General features: G+C 64.9%; 19 protein-coding genes and 1 other RNA gene. 12 read left to right on the forward strand and 8 right to left on the reverse strand.

Annotation, left to right across the window (positions count from 1 at the left end; genetic code table 11):
• The first annotated feature begins 876 nt into the window (after nucleotides 1–876).
• On the forward strand, nucleotides 877–1656 hold the full coding sequence (locus tag QMC96_04335; protein MDI6875984.1) for a hypothetical protein: 780 nt from the start codon (nucleotides 877–879) through the stop codon (nucleotides 1654–1656).
• 133 nt (nucleotides 1657–1789) lie between these two features.
• Here the strand turns inward: QMC96_04335 and QMC96_04340 are convergent, their stop codons facing one another.
• Nucleotides 1790–2323, reverse strand: coding sequence for a DUF308 domain-containing protein (locus tag QMC96_04340; GenBank protein MDI6875985.1), 534 nt, complete (start codon nucleotides 2321–2323; stop codon nucleotides 1790–1792).
• 1074 nt (nucleotides 2324–3397) lie between these two features.
• On the opposite strand from QMC96_04340, the gene QMC96_04345 reads away from it, so the two are divergent.
• The 5 genes from QMC96_04345 (at nucleotide 3398) to QMC96_04365 (ending at nucleotide 7612) form a co-directional block, all read left to right on the forward strand.
• The gene (locus QMC96_04345; GenBank protein MDI6875986.1) at nucleotides 3398–4483 is read left to right on the forward strand and encodes an AI-2E family transporter; all 1086 of its coding nucleotides are present in this window, start codon (nucleotides 3398–3400) and stop codon (nucleotides 4481–4483) included.
• A gap of 144 nt (nucleotides 4484–4627) precedes the next feature.
• Nucleotides 4628–5140: a hypothetical protein gene (locus tag QMC96_04350; GenBank protein MDI6875987.1), complete on the forward strand. Its 513-nt coding sequence runs from the start codon at nucleotides 4628–4630 to the stop codon at nucleotides 5138–5140.
• A gap of 65 nt (nucleotides 5141–5205) precedes the next feature.
• Entirely contained in the window at nucleotides 5206–6237 is a 1032-nt protein-coding gene (locus tag QMC96_04355) for a hypothetical protein (protein MDI6875988.1), read from the forward strand.
• Nucleotides 6238–6313: 76 nt separating this feature from the next.
• An RNA gene (gene ffs, locus QMC96_04360) (signal recognition particle sRNA) lies at nucleotides 6314–6625 on the forward strand.
• Nucleotides 6626–6640: 15 nt separating this feature from the next.
• Nucleotides 6641–7612: a malate dehydrogenase gene (locus tag QMC96_04365; GenBank protein ID MDI6875989.1), complete on the forward strand. Its 972-nt coding sequence runs from the start codon at nucleotides 6641–6643 to the stop codon at nucleotides 7610–7612.
• On the opposite strand, the gene QMC96_04370 is transcribed toward QMC96_04365, so the two are convergent.
• From QMC96_04370 to QMC96_04385, 4 genes are read right to left on the reverse strand one after another with little or no spacing between them, the layout of a single operon-like run.
• Nucleotides 7596–7856, reverse strand: a complete 261-nt coding sequence (locus QMC96_04370) for an elongation factor 1-beta (GenBank protein ID MDI6875990.1) — start codon at nucleotides 7854–7856, stop codon at nucleotides 7596–7598. The genes QMC96_04365 and QMC96_04370 overlap by 17 nt on opposite strands.
• 3 nt (nucleotides 7857–7859) lie before the next feature.
• Nucleotides 7860–8021: a zinc finger domain-containing protein gene (locus tag QMC96_04375; protein MDI6875991.1), complete on the reverse strand. Its 162-nt coding sequence runs from the start codon at nucleotides 8019–8021 to the stop codon at nucleotides 7860–7862.
• 43 nt (nucleotides 8022–8064) lie between these two features.
• A complete protein-coding gene (locus tag QMC96_04380; GenBank protein ID MDI6875992.1) occupies nucleotides 8065–8655 on the reverse strand; it encodes a uridylate kinase in 591 nt (196 codons plus the stop codon).
• Nucleotides 8656–8671: 16 nt separating this feature from the next.
• Nucleotides 8672–9316, reverse strand: coding sequence for a flavodoxin family protein (locus QMC96_04385; protein ID MDI6875993.1), 645 nt, complete (start codon nucleotides 9314–9316; stop codon nucleotides 8672–8674).
• A 143-nt stretch (nucleotides 9317–9459) separates the two neighbouring features.
• On the opposite strand from QMC96_04385, the gene QMC96_04390 reads away from it, so the two are divergent.
• The 3 genes from QMC96_04390 (at nucleotide 9460) to QMC96_04400 (ending at nucleotide 12456) form a co-directional block, all read left to right on the forward strand.
• A complete protein-coding gene (locus QMC96_04390) occupies nucleotides 9460–11127 on the forward strand; it encodes a phospholipase D-like domain-containing protein (GenBank protein MDI6875994.1) in 1668 nt (555 codons plus the stop codon).
• Nucleotides 11128–11178: 51 nt separating this feature from the next.
• A complete protein-coding gene (locus QMC96_04395) occupies nucleotides 11179–11544 on the forward strand; it encodes a hypothetical protein (protein MDI6875995.1) in 366 nt (121 codons plus the stop codon).
• Nucleotides 11545–12045: 501 nt separating this feature from the next.
• On the forward strand, nucleotides 12046–12456 hold the full coding sequence (locus QMC96_04400; GenBank protein MDI6875996.1) for a uracil-DNA glycosylase family protein: 411 nt from the start codon (nucleotides 12046–12048) through the stop codon (nucleotides 12454–12456).
• A 562-nt stretch (nucleotides 12457–13018) separates the two neighbouring features.
• Here the strand turns inward: QMC96_04400 and QMC96_04405 are convergent.
• Both QMC96_04405 and QMC96_04410 read right to left on the reverse strand, forming a co-directional pair.
• Entirely contained in the window at nucleotides 13019–14521 is a 1503-nt protein-coding gene (locus tag QMC96_04405) for a DASS family sodium-coupled anion symporter (protein MDI6875997.1), read from the reverse strand.
• 39 nt (nucleotides 14522–14560) lie between these two features.
• Nucleotides 14561–15412, reverse strand: coding sequence for a nucleoside 2-deoxyribosyltransferase (locus QMC96_04410; GenBank protein ID MDI6875998.1), 852 nt, complete (start codon nucleotides 15410–15412; stop codon nucleotides 14561–14563).
• Nucleotides 15413–15697: 285 nt separating this feature from the next.
• Here QMC96_04410 and QMC96_04415 point away from each other — a divergent pair, with 285 nt between their 5' ends.
• Nucleotides 15698–16195 (forward strand): DUF367 family protein, encoded by a 498-nt coding sequence (locus QMC96_04415; protein MDI6875999.1) that lies wholly within the window; start codon nucleotides 15698–15700, stop codon nucleotides 16193–16195.
• 273 nt (nucleotides 16196–16468) lie between these two features.
• Here the strand turns inward: QMC96_04415 and QMC96_04420 are convergent, their stop codons facing one another.
• Nucleotides 16469–17029: a class I SAM-dependent methyltransferase gene (locus QMC96_04420; protein ID MDI6876000.1), complete on the reverse strand. Its 561-nt coding sequence runs from the start codon at nucleotides 17027–17029 to the stop codon at nucleotides 16469–16471.
• 684 nt (nucleotides 17030–17713) lie between these two features.
• Here QMC96_04420 and QMC96_04425 point away from each other — a divergent pair.
• Complete coding sequence (locus QMC96_04425) at nucleotides 17714–18733, forward strand: type II glyceraldehyde-3-phosphate dehydrogenase (protein MDI6876001.1); 1020 nt, start codon at nucleotides 17714–17716, stop codon at nucleotides 18731–18733.
• Nucleotides 18734–18770: 37 nt separating this feature from the next.
• On the forward strand, nucleotides 18771–19718 hold the full coding sequence (locus QMC96_04430) for a tyrosine--tRNA ligase (GenBank protein ID MDI6876002.1): 948 nt from the start codon (nucleotides 18771–18773) through the stop codon (nucleotides 19716–19718).
• Nucleotides 19719–19723 lie beyond the last annotated feature (5 nt).

Consider the following 19723-nt stretch of genomic DNA (forward strand, 5'->3'; position numbering starts at 1 on the left):
CATCCGGGATCTCCCATGCAGGTGCCTGCAGGATCCAGGCGATCCCTGACGGGGGGAGAGATCGGAGGCCTTTGAGGAGGCGCGCGTCTGGCCGATCTCAACGCCAATCCGGCTCTGCTCCAGAGATGCTCTGTCCCGCCGGCGTTCCGATCGGGGTCTCACGCGTGCAGGCTTCAGGGGAGTGGTCAGGCCCTCACCGGTCGCCCGGCGCCGGATCAGGCTCTACGGCCTGATCTTCGGCAGAGACCCTGTACGGGTATGCCGGGGGCGGCAACCTGGATCCCTCGCCCTCTCGGATGTGAATCTCGCCCCCCTCCAGGCCCGGAACGCCTTCGTTGCCGAAGTGAACCGATCGATTTCCGAGGGGCGCGACCGGCTCCTTGCCCTACCGAAGGGCGAGTGCCTGTTCTTCCGACGGCATCCCGGCGGATATTCTGCAGCACTGGAGTACCGCATTCCTGAAAGCGGTGATAATCGCCTTGTTATCGGCAGCACATCGGGGAGACGTTCGGGGAGTTCCCGCTCCTGATCAGAATGCCCCCCCACCGCTGAAGCAGAATGCGATCTTCCGCAGCGGGGGGCACCTGACCCGATCAGGGCATGTGTTAGCACCGCCCCAGGATACCCCCTCTATCGGAGATAACCGGCGGCGAAGGAGGAGACGGCAGAAAGGATCGATCGAGCAGTGCCCCGGGCGTATCCGCCCGGTTACATCATTGCAATAGATGCAATCGCCATTCGCATAATGTCTGTGCCGATCCGGTGCCTGGAACTCCATGCATCGCTGTCGAGCATCCCGAGCAGAGTCGGAGCGTCAAACAGCATCTCGAATCGACCGCAAAGGTTTATCCATAGGGTGATGAATTAGGCCCCCCTATGCCGGAAGAGGAAGAGCCGTCCCTGTACTGGATCCTGTTCCAGCGGTACGCAGGCCTCCTGGTATTTCTGGCTATCGTCGGTTTATTGAACCTTATGACACTCTTCGTCGTCGACGCCACCTTCCAGAACATGGTCTCCTTTATCAACGAGAGCCTGGTGCTCATCTTCACCATATCCATCATCTACTTCGCCGGCATGATCGTGCGGATCCTCCCCTTTCCCCTGAACCTCCCCGCACCCGTCTTAATAGCAACTTCGAGCGTATTCCTGGTCGTATTTCTCATCAATGCCTTTCTCCTCGTCGACACCATGCTCGGGGTGCAGCTCTTCCAGCTCGCCCCGGGGTTCTTGCGGATCGCGCTCGTCGCCGTCTTCGCCGGCGTTCTCGGGGTGGGCTACATCCACCTGATCGGGCCGCTGATCCGATCCGGGGATCGCCGCGGGATCACGCTCTTCCGGTGCAGGGCCACAGAGGACCGTTCCAGAGAGGAGAAGGAGAGCATATCCTGGGAGGATGTAAATCGTGAGCTGCGTTATGCCATATTTGACGTCCCGGGGAGAATCCGGTCCTATATCAATCGAAAAATAGACCTGAAAGTTTTGCAGGTGCGCTTTACGGGCTTTGCTGCACGGCAAGCCTGCTTCCGGATGGCCGCGGGCTGGGAAGGGATCCCACATGTCTTTGGCGCTGAACATTCCGGCATCCGCGGATTCTTGAGCGGATGTGAGGGGGATGCTGACACGATGCGATCGGACTGTCTGGCCCCTGCGGGATGAATGGCTCCTGGATCCGGAGCGGCCTTCTCCCGGTTGCGGATCTATCCGGAAGAGCCGCCGACGCTTCGGACGGGAAAGGGGGTCTCACCTTTGATATCCGGGGGACCCTTCGTCGCCGCCGCGGGCCTGTCCGTCATCGCCTCCGCCGGAAGAGGGCGGCGATGATGTCGAGTATCCCGAGGATGATCGCATAGACGCCGACGATCTGCACGGTGAGAAGCGTGGTCAGCAGTGGGTAGAACAGCAGGATCCCTGCAAAGACGATGGAGACGATCCCGACCAGCACGAGAAGCCAGCGGTACGTTCCCGCCCCGGCCGTGGTCAGCCCGGTGATCAGATCGCCAACGCCGATGAGGACCAGCCCTATCGCGATGAGGTAGACGAGGGCGACGATGAAGGTGGTGGGCGACAGCAGGATGAGAATGCCAACCACGAATCCCAGGACCCCTGCAACGATGATATACCATCGCGATTCCCGATCCGGGCCAAGGCCAAGGCCATTGGCGATGACGAACACCGACAGGATAATGGCTAAAAATCCAACGAAATAGGCGAAGAAACCGACAATCGCCTGGGGGAAGATGAGCGCCACCAATCCGAAAATAACCGCGATAATCCCGCGGAGAGCCGAAGAACCCCGACCGCCGGACGCCAGATCAGCTGCCATACCCAGTCTTCTTCCCGTATATAATATCTTCCATCACTCGAAGCACGATCCGATGGATGCCAGGCAGAGAGCGGAGCGTTGGATTCCGTGAAGATACCCGAAAGCGATATGGGGCCGGATGCATGGATATTCTGCCATGCGGACGCATTGCAAACGGTATTCGCCATGTTCCTGCTGTAAACGGACGAATCCGGTCCCGTCCGTTTCGGCCAGGGCGGCACGGTGCAAAGGCCTGTGTGCGGTCCGGGGAGGAACCACGGGTGCCATCCAGACGATGGGTGAGCCCGCCTCCCCTCAGGGTGACAGGGGCCAGATCGAGATCACGAGATTGGTGTTGCATCCGCGGCTCGAACCGCCCTATTCCACTCCTCGACTGCGGGGATATCACGGTGTCGGGGTTGGGGTGTTTCGAAGTCGAACTCCTGCCATACAGGGCAATCATTTCCCCGGGGTGTCCAGCGGGGTGGGGGCACGGTTGAGGGGGTGCGCTCCCTACTCGGAGCGATACCGCCCGTATTCGGGGAAATGAGGACTGATGTTCTCTACTCCGAACACGGGATCGAACTGCCCCTACTATCCCGACGTTGGGGAGAGTCTGCAAACCGGAGCAGAACCTCCGCATACTGCAGGGGCGGATCCCGTATTCTCACCGTCAGAGTCGATTCCGGTGTCCCTCCTTTGTTCTCCCTATCGGTTGTCGCGTCCGTCGGGGATCGCCGGGGAACTGGGGGACGAGCCTCGGCCGTCATTGCCTCTATCGGCGTGATCGAGAGTTGGCCCGCAATCCCAAAACGAGACCGTACGGGTATGCTCGAGACTGCCGATACGAGAGCCTTAAATAGCCGAAAACACGAGGGGTAAAGCATGCTTGGCGGCTTTGCCAGAACAACGCCCGGACATACCGGATCGGGTCCACGGTGCTTCCACGGATGCCCTGCGAGACGGAAGTTGCCGCCGATGCACGGAAGGCAGGGCGTGACCCGTCCCGAGACCCTCCCGGCGCATTATCCCATCGAAGAGGAGTGCCGCGGTGACATCCGATGCGGATCGTGATCGGCAGTGTGCGGTGACCGCATGAATCGCCCGTCCGTCGATGCAACCCGCGCAGCCGAATCGCCCGACCTGTCCACACTTGCACGGGTTCTCATCGTCCTCGCCATCGCGGTGGGCGGCATGAGCCTTGCTGCCCCCTTCGCGAGCCCCATCATCTTTGCCTTCGTCCTCGCCATCCTGGCAGCCCCGCTTGTCCGGTGGTTCGAGGACAGAGATGCACCCGCATGGCTGGCGCCCCTGCTCGCCATCGGTATCATCGTCCTCGTCAGCCTGCTCCTGATCGCGCTCCTGAGCATCTCCCTCCTCCAGCTTCAGGAGGCGCTTCCGGCATACCAGGACCTTCTGTCGGCCCAGATCGCGCAAGCCGGGATCGTGCTTGCAAACCTGGGCATCCGAATCGATCTCCCCCCGCCCGGGCAGGTGGCGGGAGACTCCCCGTTCATTCCGGACACCGAAACGATTCTTGCAGGGCTTACCGCCCTGGTGGTGGACTATCTCCTGATCGTAATCGTGACAAGCTTCGTGATCCAGGAGATCGCCGGGGTCTGGCGCAGGCGCGGAGGAGGACCGTGGAGCGTTGCCGGGAACCTGGCCCCGTTCGTCGTGCGGAGCCGGAACCTGGTTCGCTATGCTGCCGCCAGAACCCGGTCCAGCCTGATTGCCGGAACGGCGATTGCCTTGCTCCTCTGGGTCCTCGGGATCGATACCCCCATCCTCTGGGCCGTCGTCTACGTCGTTCTCGGCTACATCCCCTACTTCGGCCTCTACCTCGCGCTCGCCCCCCCTGTGGGCATCGGATGGCTGCAGTACGGTCTCGCAGGTGCGGCAACCGTCCTCATCGGCATGGTGGTCATCGACCGCAGCGTCCACTACCTCTTCCCCTACCGGGTGGAGCGGGAACTCGAACTATCCCCGCTCGCCATCGTACTCTCCATCTTCTTCTGGACCTTCGTACTGGGCGTGCCGGGCCTGTTCCTGGCCATCCCCCTCACCCTCGCGGTGAAGGCGTTCCTGGAGATATCCGATGCGACCCGCTGGATGGCGGCCCTGATGGGGCCCGCGGATGCCGCCGATGGCAGGGAAGAATCTGGGGCGAGAAGAGAATGAACCACGGGTGAAAGGCGCATTATGCTGGGCCGCCACCGCAGGTAATTTATAAGATCGTGCTGTAGGTGACATCCCGCCGGACGACGGGATACTGGAACCGCGATCCGGTTGGAGGCAGATGTCGGAATCGAGGGAGAAATGGAGATGACAATCGGCCCGATACAGTTGATACTGGTTGGATTCGAGAAAGGCCAGTTCGAGGAGGAGATCTTCCGCCAGCTGGAAAGCCTCCGGAATGCGGGAGACGTCCGCCTGATCGATATGCTGTTCATACACAAGACCCTGGAGGGGAGCGTCTTCCGCCTGGATCTGAGCGACCTGGGACCCGAGGTCGCCCTCCGGTACGGTTCGATCGCCGAAGAGCTCATCGGGCTCGAGAGCGGGGTCGAGGAGATCAGTCCCCGGGCAACCGGCGAGCGCATGCTGGAGATGGCGCATACCTACGGCCTGTCACAGAGCGATCTGCGAAACATACCCGATCGAATCCCGAACGGCAGCTCCGCCGCCATCGTCCTCGTAGAGCACCTCTGGATCCTGCGGCTGAACGAGTCTCTCCAGGAGCTCGGCGGCAGCCTCGTCGCCCAGGGCCTCGTGAAACCCGTATCCCTGGGCACCATCAAGGCGCGCATCGCTCCGCCGGCGGAGGCGTCGGATTAGGCGGGGGAGGGGTGCCGAGCAGCCATCCCGCAACGTTTTTCACGGAGCCCCGCCCACGCAGACCCATGGAATGTCCCGTCTGCGGGGGCGACTGCATCACCCCTGCTCCCGAACTGCTGGCACGGGTTCCGGGCATCTTCTCTCCCTGCCCCGCCTGCCGCGGACGAGTCCTGGACAAGAACAGACCCCTGAAGGACCTCGCCTTCCCATCCCCCTGCGAATGCGGGAAACGGTTCATCGACGGCGTATTCGCCCACCTCTACGTGATCCTCGTCGAGGAGGGCGGCCTCCCCCGCACCGCCCCCCTGCGGCAGGTCGGCACTCCGCTCGTCCATCCCGGGTTTCCCATGGAGCGCCCCCCGTTCCTGCCGGAGGACTCCCTCGTGCTCCTCTCGCGGCACGTCACCCGGGCGAGCGCGGAGCGGATGGTGCGCGAGGTGCCGGAGATCCGGGGCGTGGTGCGATGCGGGGACTTCGTGCCGGGCGCGGTCGACGCTGCCCTCGAGGAGCCCCCGAAGGTCCACGAACTGCTCGCCGGCTGCGATGTCCGCGCCAACATCTTCCCCACCTCTGTCAGCCCCGCGGTCATCTACAAGCAGCAGTCCCTGATGCACATCGAGTTCCCCCGCCCGGACAACCCCAAGATAGCCTCTGTCACGAGTCGGCTCGCGCGGCAGATGCCGTACCTCTTCGTGGATGCCTGCAGCGGCCCGGGAACGCTGGGGATCGCCGCCGCCCTGTTCGGCGTTCCGCACGTCATCCTCAACGATGCCTGGTACGCCGCGGCCTACTGGACCGCCCGCAACGTCGAGGTGAACCGCGAGAACCTGTTCATCGACTCGTATCGCCTCCTCGCGGACTACGGCGCGATGAAGGAGAATCCCGTGGGCAGGGAGCCCGTCAGGATCGCGGAGGCCGAAGGCGAGCAGCGGATCGAGGTCTACCAGGGCGATCTCCGCCGGCTCCACACCGTGATCCCGCATAAACGGGAGATGCTGACGGTACTCGATCTCTACGAGAAGGCCGACCGCAGTCGGAACGATCGCCTCCTGAAGGAGTGGGGGAGCCGTGTGGGCGGGGAGGTCTTCATCCCCTAGAGCGGAAGAGAGCGCCGCGGCGACCCCGTCTGCCGGGGGAGAGAGTATTTATCCCCCCTGAATGCGATATGTATACCCGGGGACTAGCCCGGGTGGCTCGGCGTCACCTGTAACCCGACATCGTCGGCATGCGGGGGGCGAAGTCCGAGGAAGGCTCCGGCGACCGGCTGGCGTTCGGGGCGTCCTGACGTAGAAGCCTCGTCCCATGAGGTCGGCGGACAGGCATCGAAGCTCCGGAGGGGGTGACGACCTGTTGCCGCGGAGACCGGTTCAGGCCCGGAAGGGAGCAGACTTACCGCGGACGTTCGGCGCCCATGGGGTCGCGGGGTGGAGAAGGGATGCCCCGGCAATAGCCGGAACGTGGTGTCGACCGAGGACGTGTCCCCAGTACTTCTCGATCACCATGTCCAGAGTCGCGATCATCGGGGCAACGGGGAGACTCGGCTCTTTTGCCGCCCATGCGATCTCGCATATCCCGTACGTCCACGAACTGACGCTCGTGGGGCGGGACGGCCGCGAGAGTCACCTGGAGGGGCTTGCCCGGGATCTCATGGACTCGTTCGCCGCCCGCGGCGACCACACGTCCGTCCGCTGGACCTGCGATCTGCTCGACCTGCGGGGATCGGACATCATCGTCTTCACTGCGGGGGAGCCCCGCAAGCCGGGGCAGGATCGGCTCGATCTCGCCCTGCAGAATGCACGGATCGTGGCTCCGATGGCCATGACGATCGGCAAAGTCGCGCCGAAAGCCTTCCTGTTCATGGTATCGAACCCGGTGGACGTGCTGACCTCCGTCGCCCTGCAGTACTCGGGCATGCGGCCGCAGCAGGTATTCGGGCTCGGTACGCACCTGGACTCCATGCGCCTGAAATCCCTCATCGCCGCCTTCTTCAACGTGCACGTGAGCGAGGTGCACACCCGCATCATCGGGGAGCACGGGGAGAGCATGGTCCCCCTCTGGTCCGCCACGACGATCGGCGGGATCCGGATCGACAACCTGCCGTCCTTCGGCCAGATCCCGGTGCAGGAGATGGTGGAGACGGTGAAGAATACCGGCGAGCTGATCATCAAGCAGAAGGGATCCACGATTTACGGCCCGGGAGAGGCGATCTCAACCCTGGTGCGCACGGTCCTGGGCAACGAGAACCGCATACTCACGGTATCCAGCTACGTCCGAAAAGAGGTTCATGACATCGGAGGCGTCTGCATCGGCGTGCCGGCCCGCATCAACCAGGACGGCGTGTTCCCGGTCCCCATCCGGCTCGAAGAGGACGAGGTGCTCGCGTTCCGGAAGTCTGCGGAGAAGATACGGATCATCACCGATCAGGTGATGGAGCGGCTGGAAGAGTTGGATGATGTCAGATCATCCGGTTGACTTCGATCGTTTCAGCGCTTGCCACGCCCGAAACACTGCGCAGCGACTGCTCAACGGCATCGGTGCCGCCCTCCTCGTCGCCGACGACAACGGCGAGTTTGAGGGCCTTTAGCCCGAACGCGATCGGCTCCTCGCGGATATCCTGTATTCCCGGAACCTTCTTCCGCATGGAGGCCTTCAGTTCTTCCAGATCCGCTTCGACCGACTCCGGCATCACCCGGAGCACTGCAACGACTTTTCCCATGCCCTAGGGCCCCCTGAACCTGCACTTGGGGCATTCGTACGGTATGCTCTGCTGCCTGCAGCGGAGGCACCGCCGGATCTCCGTGCCGCATTCGGGACAGAGAAACTCCGCCGCCCCCATCTCGGCCAGCGGCGCGTTGCAGGAAGTGCACCTTTTTATTTCCATTCTGTGACTCCTTGGATTCCTATAGTGTCTATTTTCAAACGAGTTAAAATCTTGTATCGATGACCGTTCCCGCCCCGTCCCCGCTCTCCAGGTATCTGGCCACCGATCCCGCCCGCTGTCCGTTCAGGATGACGGTGCGCACTCCGCGGGAGAGGGCGAAGGGGATCAGCGCAGGGTCCACCTCCGTGCACGCACACGGGCGGTCGATCCGCTCCTGCAGGACGCCGCTGCAGCGGATGCCGTCGACCGACTTCAGGAGCACCAGGTCGAGACGGAGGCGCTCGGCCACCCAGGCGGCGATGGTATCGGAGGTGACGCTCCAGGTGTGCGGGAGGGGATCGAGGGCACGGAGGACCGCATAGGGTAGGAGCACGGTCGGACCCGCGGGAGGGTGGAGGCGATCCTGGACCGGGAGACCGTGGGCTGCGATGTACCAGCCGAACTGCTCCATGGCGGCGATCGCCATCCAGTGGGCGGCGTCGTCGGGCGGCGAGAGCCTCCGCACCTGATCCGCAAACGGCCCCCCGCCGGGAACCAGGAGCACGGGCGCTCCGAGGTCCTGCAGCTCCTGCACGATGCCGGGCACCCGCCCGAGGAGGCTCCCGCCGCACTTCAGCACGATCGGGGTGTGCATGGCAGGACGCCCCGCATCACCGCTCCGACCGCCCTCCGGCAGGAGGGCCGCGGGGGGCGCCGGGCATGTCGTTCCGTATGAGCGTGCACATCGTGCGGGCTTTCTCGTATGCCGCCTGCATCACGTCGGGACGGGTGGCGATGTCCTTGATCGCGTCCATGTTGTTCTGGAGCACGTCCCCCCAGTAGGGGCAGTCGATGATGTCACAGAAGGCCTTCATGGACGTGACGGAGCAGTCGAAGTCGTTCTCGATGTCCATGCCGCCGATGGATATGAAGAGCGTCCTGCGCCGTTTTTTATGCTCGCTCGAGACCAGGGGGCGGCGCCGCATGTACTTGGCGTTGAAGAAGACCTGGAAGCGGTCCATGAACGACTTCAGGGCTCCCGGGATGCCCATCGTCATGACGGGCGCGGCGACGATGAGGCCGTCCATCTCGCGGAACTTGCGGTAGTAGGGCGTCACGTCGTCCTCGATGGCGCACTCGTCGATGTGGAGACACTGGAAGATCTCCATGCAGGGGCGGAACCGCAGGCTGGAGACGTCGACCCGCTCCACGACGCACCCGGCGTCCTCCGCACCCTGGACCGCGCGGTTCAGGAGCCTGGCCGTGTTCCCGTCGGGTATGGGGCTGCCGAGGATGGCGATGATCTTCGGAGTCATACTCTCCTGTAGCATTCCGGGCATATATACACCTGCGCCCGCAGGACGACCGGGAGGGCTGTCCGCCGGAAGCGGTCCGCCGCCGTCCGCAGGATGCAAAAGCCCGCTATTCATAAGGGGCGGTGACAAAAACTTAAAAACGAATGAGGGTAGCTCTCTGTGTCCTTCTCCTGTGCCTGCTCGTTCTTCCCGCCGTCGCCCTCCAGATCGTGGAGTTCTGCCCCGATCCCTATCGTTCCGGAGATCCCGACGAGTACATCGTGCTGGAGGGTGAGGGATCCCTGGCGGGGTATACGGTGACCGACGGGGAGGGGGGATTCCGGTTCCCCGCCGGCGCGTGCATCCAGGGACGCCTGGTGGTGGCGCGGGATGCGGCGGCGTACGAGAGGACGTACGGAACCCTGCCGCACTACGAACTGTTCGATCACTCCCCCCTCGTCCCCGAGGTGATCCGCGGCGACGACCTCCGCATGGGGAACGAGCGGGACGAACTGGTGCTGCTCGCGAACGGGGAGGAGATCCAGAGGGTCTCCTGGCCCGGGGATGTCCACCCGCGGGAGGGGCAGATCCACTTCCTCGAAGAGGGAGTATGGGACCCGCGGGTGCTTCTGATCGGCCAGTCGCGGTTCCCGCCGGCGACGTTCCATGACGTCAGCCTGACGGCGTTCGTGGCCCCGGACGCGTCGCTCGAGGTCTTCTACGCCGCTGTGCGCGATGCCGACGACGAGATCCTGGTCAACGTCTACGAGTTCACCAGCCCGGATCTGGCCCTGGCGCTCGCGGACGCATCGGCCCGCGGTGTGCAGGTGCGTATGCTCCTGGAGGGCGGGCCGGTGGGCGGCATCGCGCCGGCGGAGCGCTACGTCTGCAGCCTGATGATGGAGAGCGGCATCCCCATCCACCAGATGAGCAGCGGAGGGGACGCCCACCCCAAGTACCGCTTCAACCACGCGAAGTACATGGTGATCGACGGCGAGGGGCTCTTCATCACCAGCGAGAACTTCAAGGAGAACGGGTTCCCTCCCGCCGGATCGAGCGGAAACCGCGGCTGGGGCGTCTACCTGGAGAGCCCCGCCCTGGCGGAGTACTTCCGGGAGGTGTTCCTCTGGGACAGCAGCGGCGGGGACATCGTCCCGATGGATGTGCACGGCGGCAGCTACGCTCCGCCGGTCTACGCACCCTACACGGTCGAGTTCCCTCCGGCGCGGTTCGAGGGTGCGACCGTCACGGCGGTGCTCGCGCCGGACACCAGCCGCCTGATCCGGGAGATGCTGGAGGGGGCGGAGACCTCTATCGACATCGAGCAGGCGTATATCACCAACCGGACACCGGCCGAACCGAACCCGTTCCTCGCGGCGGCGATCGAGGCCGCCCGGCGGGGGGTGAAGGTGCGGGTGCTCCTCGACTCCTACTGGTACAACACGGAGGACGCCGCCGACAACGACGAGATGGCGGCGTACATCAACCGCGTCGCCGAGGCGGAGGGACTGCCTCTCGCTGCCCGCTGCGCGGATCTGGGCGGCAACCGCCTGGAGAAGATCCACAACAAGGGCGTCATCGTGGACGGGCGGCGGGTGCTCGTCAGCAGCGTCAACTGGAACGAGAACTCGCCCAACTTCAACCGCGAGAGCGGGGTGATCATCGACCACCCCGGTGTCGCCGCCTACTTCGGGGCGGTGTTCGAGGACGACTGGACGGCGAGCGAGAGGCATGCCGCCGGGGCGGTCGGGAGGGACTGGGGGCGGATTGCCGCGGCGATGGCGGTCCTGGCGGCACTCCTGGCGCTCTACGTCCACCGCCGCCGGAGATAGGCGGCGGCGGATCGAATCGGATATGTAGTTCCCCCATCCCATAACTGCATCATGGAGCGCCAGGAGCGGATCGCCCTCCTCCTGCTCGTCGGGGTCACCGCCGCCATCCTGCTCTCCCAGGGCGTCCTCACCCTCATCGGGAAGTCTGCGTTTGCCTCGCCGCTCACGAACGCCTCGCGGGAGGGCGAGCTGGTGGTGCTGGAGGGGACGGTGGACCGCGTCACCCATACCCGCGAGGGCGGGCACCTGATCCTCTCGGTGAACGGGATGCCGGTCTTCGTCCCGAGCCCGGTCTCCGCTGCCGTCCAGGTGGAGCCGGGCTCGCGGGTCACCGTCTACGGGGTGGTGCAGACCTACCGCGGCGAGCGGGAGATCGTGGTGCAGTCGGCGGGAGACGTCATCGTAGAGGACCCCTGATGGGGCATCAGGTGTATGCAACGGTCCGCAACAGTCTTTGAGCGGCTGCTGGCGGCCCGTCATGCAGAGGGATGGCGTGCACTCGCTCCCGGTCGGCGCGCATTCTTACTATGCACCTTGTTAAATAAAATAGCTAATATAAATACGTGTTAATGCCGAAGATCAGCCAGCCGTTCGCAAAATCCTGCGAATCTCAACTCCAGCACGGCAGGATCGAGGGGCTCTACGACGCCTACCTCAACGGTTCTTGCCGCCCCGGCCCGATCGACTGGATGCGGCCCGATCTCCTGCCCTTCGCCGTGCACGACATCTACCGGCGATGGCTTCCGAAGACAGTGAGAATCCTGTTCATCGCGGAGTCGCCCCCATGGACAGGTGTCCAATCGGCTCTCGATATCGAGAGACCTGAGTACGTCTACTTCTACAACGCCCGCTACGACCCGGAGCGAGGGCCCCGGGGGAGGACCACCCTGGGCAGCACGATCTTCCACCACCCGGGGAGTGGAGGGTGCGACCCGGCACGAGCAGCTGGTCCGGTTCCGGGGAGCGGGGCTGTTCCTCACGGACACGATCAAGTGCGTCTTCTACAAGAACCGCAAGCCAGCCATCCCGTCGTCCCTGATCCGCTTCAGCGCCCGATCCATCCTGGAGCCGGAGATCGCCCGCATCGATCCCGACTGCATCTGTGCGCTGGGGAACACCGCCTTAGCGGCCCTCCGCTGCATGGAACGGTTCCACCCCTTCCCGGAGGCGGGGAATGCCGGCGCCACGCGGAAGGAGTCGCTGAACGAGCAGGCTCGTCCCGGGATCATCCCGATGCCGTTCCCCAACCAGCGGAACCGCGGGAGGCCGTGCAGCCGGGAGCGGATGGACGCCGGTTTCGAGACGGTGAGAGCGCTGGTGGATCTGTAGAGCACGCCTATGCACATCCGCAGTGCAATTTTCGCCGGTGATGATGGCCAGCGGGGAGGACGCCATCCCGTGGCCCTGTGGACCGCACTGCTCTTCTTTCGGGGGAGGGTGGTTTCGGGATAACGCACCGGAGATGCACTCCAGAGACACCTCCTCGTGGGATGGCCTGCCATTATACGGATGCAAGAGGGAATTGGACCTCTCACCCCTTCGATGCGATTCGGTCTCGATCCGGAATACCGAAGCGAGCCTTCCGTAACCCGTTATCAGAGAAAGACCGGTGTTCATTCTAAGATCGAGAGAATACCGATCCTCGCTTCTCCTGTACAGGCCCTCTCGCACTCAGGGGGAGGGGGTCTTGAGGGGGAGGGGGGATATGACCGGGCTGATAAAACACCTGCCCGTCATTCCGTTTGCCGGTCCCGGGCGCCGGTTCATCGAGCGGGAGGGGGGTGTCACGATGGGACGGGAGATCCGCCTCGTTGGAATATCGCGAACGGCTCGGGAGGGGGACACCCCTGTCGTTCGCGGGGATCGCGCCGATGGGCACGGGAACCGCTGCTCACGGCGGAACGGCCCAGGCGGGCAGCTCCACCGTGAACCCGAGAGCCCACATTGTCACGGTGAAGAGGACGGCGACCCAGAGCCCGATCCCGATGAAGTTCAGCGGCCATCCCGTCCGCAGCATCTGCTGCATGCTGATGTGGCCCGTCCCGTAGGCGATGGCGTTCGGCGGCGTCGCCACCGGAAACATGAACGCGATGGATGCGCAGACGGCCGCCGTGAGCATCAGCAGGTAGGGATTGACGAGGAGGCTCACCGACGTGACGGCCATGATGGGCATCATGATGGAGGCGATCGCGGTATTCGAGGTCACCTCCGTGAAGAGAGAGACTGCGATCGCGATGATGAGCACCACCGCCAGGACGGGCAGGACACCCAGAACGGTGAGGCTGGAGACGATCTGCTGCGCAAGCCCGCTCTGGATGAACCCCGTGGAGAGGGCGAGGCCGCCCCCGAAGAGGAGCAGGATCCCCCAGGGTATCTGGACCGCCGTCTTCCAGTCCATCGTGTAGATCCCCTTCTCCCGGTCCACGGGCAGCAGGAAGAGCAGGAGGGCGCCGAAGATGGCCACCGTGGAGTCGTCGATGGCCGGAAAAAGCACATCGAGCCCCGGTATCGTCACGCCGCCGATATCCTTGCTCTTCTCGAAGATCCAGGCCAGAGCGGTCAGCACGAAGACGAGAAGCGTCCACCGCTCCCCCCGCCCCATCGGGCCCATCTTCCGCAGCTCCTGCGAGATGATCTCCCCCGCGTGGCTGACGGTCTGCGGCAGGTGGCGGTAGGGGCCGTAGACCAGCCAGAGCCAGGTGACCGGGATGAACGCCGCCACGAAGGGGACGCCGAACAGCATCCAGGAGAAGAAGTCGATCGGCGGCGCGGCGGGGAAGAGGGTGTGGAGCTGCGCGACGAAGATGCCGTTGGGCGGCGAGCCGATGATGGTGGCGATGCCGCCGATGCTCGCGGCGTAGGCGACGGCGATCACCAGACAGGCGGCGAACGACTGCTGCTCTTCGGTCAGGCCCTCCCCTGCAGGGTTCCCGTTCGGGAGGATGGTCGTGATGATCGCGATCGCGATCGGGATCATCATCATCGCGGTCGCCGTATTGGAGATCCACATGGAGAGGAAGGCGGTCGAGACCATGAAGCCCAGCACCAGTTTTTTGGGGCCTGTCCCGAGGAGACTGATGATGTGGAGCGCGATTCGGCGGTGCAGCCCCCAGCGCTGCATGGACATGGCGATGATGAACCCTCCCAGGAAGAGGAAGATCACCCGGTCGGCATAGGGCGCCGCCGCCTCCGCCGCGGAGAGGACGCCGAGGAGGGGGAAGAGGAGGAGGGGCAGGAGCGCGGTTGCCTCCAGCGGGATCGCCTCCGTCACCCACCAGGCGACCATCAGCACGGTGACCGCGGCGACGTAGCGCGCCGCGGTGGGGATGGGCAGGGGCAGGAGGAGGAAGACGGTGAAAAGGAGAATGCCCAGCAGGATCCGGTCGAGTTTCACTCCAGCTACTGAGGCTTTTGCGTATTTCACCTGTTCGTTTTACGGCGGGGGCTCCATGCCCGCCGGCAGCGGCGCCCGCATCGCCTGCAGCAGGTCCCCGATGCTCCGTACGAACACCGCCGACTCCTCGAGCATGAGGTTCACCCGTTCGCAGGCGCCGGCCATGCGGAAGTCGCTCCGTATGGCGTACACGGGTTTTCCCAGGGCGTGCGCAAACCCCATCTCCCAGGCGGTCCCCGAGTCGGCATCCGCACCGTCGCAGACCGCGACCACGATGTCCGCATCGCGGATGGCCCGAACGTTGTCCGCGAAGATCGCCCGGTTCGCGTCCCGATCCCGCCGGCATCCGTCGCTCCGCTCCTGCGGAAGGTGGACCGCGAACAGGTGCTCTGCCAGCGCGTCCCGCAGGCGGGCGTTATACGTCCGCTCCGCGTCGGAGAAGAGGGGGGCGGCGAGGTACACCCGGTAGCGGGCGAACTCCCCGGCGTCGAAGGCCGGGATCTCGGGGAACCGCGAGAGGAACGCCCCCCTGCCCGGCTGCCGGGGAGGCTCGCCGCCGCGGTGGGTGAAGTGCACCCCGCAGGTCGGCGACGCGTCGACGCCGAGGATGGCGAGGGGCGGGCCCCGCCGGGCGATCAGGTCCCGCGCGTCCCGTTCGAGGCGGTCCAGGAGGGCGGCGAACGCCGGTGTGTCCAGGCCCGCGAGGTACGTCGTCGGCTCCCGGTCCCTCCCCCGGTGGAGGGTCTCGGGGCAGGGCAGGCGGACCACCTCGATGCCGAAGCGGGCGCAGCGTTCGATGGCCCGGGCGAACGCCCGCCGGTCCGCCTCCGTGGTGATGCCCCGCGCCCGGAGCGACGGGTCCGCGAGGCAGGGGCAGGCAAGCACGTACATGGGTAGAATTACAGGGAACCCTGCGACAATAATCCTATCTGTCCCGTGCCATGCGGTCTATCCGGCCCCCCCGGGGGGTTTTCTGGGAGATCCGGAGATCCGGGAGCGTCACGGGATCGGGGTTCACGGTTCGCCGGCATCGGTGCCGCACGATCCCGGCCGTTCCAGCGACGGACGTGGCCGATGAGCCATCCGGCAGGAGGGGTGCCGCAGCGTCGTGCATTCGATATCCCCCGATCGTTCCCGGCAACACTTTGATGGGAATCCACGCTGAGATCCTGTTCGATGATACCCCTCTATGCCTACCGCGACAACACCTGCGATCCCCGCAAGTGCTCCGTGAAGAAGCTGGAGCGGTTCGGGCTGGTGAGGGTGGCGAGCCGGATGGCGCGGATACCGAGGAGCAGCCTGCTCCTCGACCCCACCGCGGAGCAGGCGCTGTCGCCCGCCGACCGCACGGCTCCTTCCATCGCCGTGCTGGACTGCTCCTGGGAGGTGCTGGACACCTCCCAGGTGCGGTCGTGGCGGCGGAGGAGGGCGCTGCCCTTCCTGCTCGCGGCGAACCCCGTGAACTTCGGGAAGCCGTTCAAGCTCTCCTCGGTCGAGGCGTTCGCCGCCGCCCTGTTCATCCTGGGCGAGCGGGATCAGGCCCACGCCATCCTGGAGAAGTTCGGGTGGGGGCTCCGATTCCTGGAGGTGAACCGGGAGCCCCTGGAGCTGTACGCCCGGGCCAGGGACAGCCGGGAGGTGGTGGCGATCCAGGCGACCTACCTGGAGCCATAGATGCGGGATCTGCAGTACGTGCACCGGGAAGAGCCTGCCGATCCTCGACGATGCGATCCCCCGCTTCGAGAATGCATCCCGAGACCCTGCGAGAGGCGGGATCCACCCCCTTCCGCTCCCCTTGCGATAGGCCCGGTTCCAGAGACGCCCGATATCCGAACCCGTATGCCCCGACATAGGGGCGTTCAGGCCTTTTCCTCGAAGGAAGAGAGGGGGTACGGGACCGGGGTTCGGGGCGAGATCCGCCCACCTCCCGAACGATATTCCGAGACTTCAGGGGGCGGGGGATGCGATCATCAGGTAGTGGTACCGTCCGCAGGGCTCCACGGACTCCACCCGGAACCCGCTCCCTTCGATGAGGCGCGCCGCCTCCTCCTCGCTGAAGCGAACATGGCAGGGCGGCCCGATCGGCATCTCCTCCTTCCTCCAGTCCAGGTTCGCCAGGCGGCCGCCGGGTTTGAGCATCCGCCGCGCGTTGCGGAGCACGCGCCCCGGATCCTGGAAGTCGTGGAGGACGATTCCAAAAAAGAGAATGTCCGCACAGCGATCGCACAGCACGATCTCTTCTGCCGGACCTACGCGGAGACGAATCATCGCTTGCAGACCTTCCTGCGCTGCCCTCTCCCGCAGCCGCTCGATCGCATCCGCGTCGATGTCCAGACCGCACACCGCTCCGCCCTCCCCGACCATCCTGGCCGCCGGGATGGCGAAGAAGCCGTCGCCGCATCCGATATCCAGGAACGTCGAACCGGCCCGTACGCCGATGCGGGAGAGGATCTCCCCGGGATTCTGCCACTCCCGCCGTGCTTCCCAGCTGCGAACGCTGCTGTGCATCTGCACTCCACCCGAGGATGCCGTCAGTCGCCCTACAGCGTAACTCTTTCGCCGCTCCCCTGAAGGGAGGATCGTGCGACAGGCCCGGACGATGCGTGCCGGGTGGGAGCCTCTCTGTCGCACGACGGGGGCAGGAGCATGTCCTATCCCGGAGAACGTCGGGCGTCACCATGCCCTCGGCGAGGGTCTCGACCGAGCCGGATCAGCGAGAACTGCTGGCGCACCTTCCGCACCGGATCGGAGTGGTCAACCCTCTTCACGGGATGTCGAGCGCCGCGGGAGGGCAGCGATTACGGCAGTGCCGGGAGAGCCAATTCGCCCCGCGGCACTGACGGTCAGCCCGGGATTCCTCGATGGGGAGAGGCGGCGGTTCGGCAGGGCACCGGCACCCTCCTGCTCGACTCCGCATTCCCGGAAGCGCAGGAACGATCCGGGGCCTTCCACGGGGATGCCCCCGCTTCCGGGTCCCGGTCGGATCCGGCGGGCGGTGTTCCGCCGGTGTGCGCTGTTGCACGGACGCTGCTTTCCCACTGCTGCGGGGCCCGGGCATCGCCACCGTCCCCGACCCCCTCACCGGTCCCCACGCAGCCGTTGGTCCGAAGAAAAGGATGGAAACATCCAGAATCCCGTCCATAAGCGCTGCCATGGCAATCTTTATATGATTTCCCCCGTATTCCCTCTCATATGATAAAGGTGGCAATCAACGGTTACGGCACCATCGGCAAGCGGGTGGCGGACGCCGTCGCTGCACAGCCGGATATGGAGATCGTCGGCGTCTCGAAGACGCGCCCGAGCGCCGAGGCGTTCGTCGCGCAGGAGCGCGGCTATCCGCTCTACATCGCGGACATCGGGAAGAAGGCGGCATTCGAGAAGTTCGGTCTCAAGGTCGCCGGCTCGGTGGACGACATGCTGAAGATCGCCGACGTGGTGGTCGATGCGACGCCGGGCGGGATGGGCGAGAAGAATCGCCCGCTCTACGAGAAGGCCGGCGTGAAGGCGATCTTCCAGGGAGGCGAGGAACACGAGGTCGCCGGATTTTCGTTCAACTCGGACTGCAACTACCGCGAGGCGATCGGGCGGCAGTTCGTGCGGGTGGTCTCCTGCAACACCACCGGTCTCTGCCGCATCATCAACGCGATGGACAGGGAGTACGGCATCGAGAAGGTGCGGGCGGTGATGGTCCGCCGGGGCGCCGATCCGGACGATGTCAAACGGGGCCCCATCGACGCGATCGTCCTCAATCCCGTGACCATCCCGAGCCACCACGGCCCGGATGTCCAGTCCGTGCTCCCCCACATCCCGATCGTCACGATGGCGATGATCGTGCCCACCACCCTCATGCACATGCACGCGATCAACATGGACCTCAAAAGAGAGCCGTCCCGGGAGCGCATCGTCGAGATCGTCCGATCCCACCCGAGGATGGGGCTCGTGCAGAAGGCGACCGGCATCACCAGCAGCGCCGAACTGAAGGAGTACGTCTCGGACATCGGAAGACCCCGCTCGGACCTCTGGGAGAACGGTGTCTTCGAGGCGTCCATCGGCATCGACGGGAAGGAGGTCTACCTCTTCCAGGCGATCCACCAGGAGGCGGACGTGGTCGTCGAGAACGTGGACGCCATCCGCGCCATGACCGGAACGGTGCGGGATCCCGAAGTATCCATACGCATGACCAACGAGGCGCTAAAATTCACCTCCATCTAGAACAACCTATAACACCCGCCCCGCACAACTATTTTCAATGGATCCATACGAGCTGGCGACGCGGAACACCGTGGAGGTCGTTACAGAGGGCGAGCTGAGAGCCCTCCTGGAGAGGCCCGAAAAACGGGTATACGCCGGGTACGAGCCCAGCGGCGAGATTCACCTGGGCCATCTCGTCACGGTCAACAAACTCCTCGACCTGCGCGCGGCGGGGTTCGAGGTGGTCGTGCTGCTCGCCGACCTGCACGCATTCCTCAACCGCAAGGGGACGCTGGAGCAGGTGGAGGAGCTGGCCCGCTACAACCAGCGGTGCTTCGAGGCCCTGGGACTCTCGGACGTGCACTACGTCACCGGCAGCGAACTCCAGCTCAACCCGGACTACGAACTCATGGTCCTGCGCCTGGCCCAGCAGATCACCCTGAACCGGGCCACCCGCAGCATGGACGAGGTGGGCCGCAACATGGAGCACCCCACCGTCTCCCAGATGATCTACCCCATCATGCAGATGGTCGACATCGTCTGGCTCCGCGTGGACGCCGCCGTCGGGGGGATCGACCAGCGGAAGATCCACATGCTGGCGCGGGAGCACCTCCCATCCGTGGGCTACGCGGCGCCCGTCTCCATCCACACCCCGATCCTGCTCGGGCTGGACGGCAAGAAGATGTCCTCGTCCCAGGGCAACTACATCTCGGTCGCGGACTCCGAGGAGGCGATCCAGAAGAAGCTGCAGAAGGCGTTCTGCCCGCCGGAGACGGAGGGGAACCCCGTGCTCCAGATCCTCCAGTTCCACGTCTTCCCCCGCTGCCGTGAGGTGGTTGTGCGGCGGCCCGAGAAGTTCGGCGGCGACCGCACCTTTACCCGCTATCCGGAGCTGGAATGCGCCTATGCACGGGGCGAAGTCCATCCCCTGGACCTGAAGAAGACGGCGGCACGCTGCCTCGCCGAGATTCTGGCGCCGGTGAGGGACTACATGCAGGGAGGCTGATTCGC

Source organism: Methanomicrobiales archaeon (genome assembly GCA_030019205.1).
In the GTDB taxonomy this organism is placed as follows: Archaea; Halobacteriota; Methanomicrobia; order Methanomicrobiales; family JACTUA01; genus JASEFH01.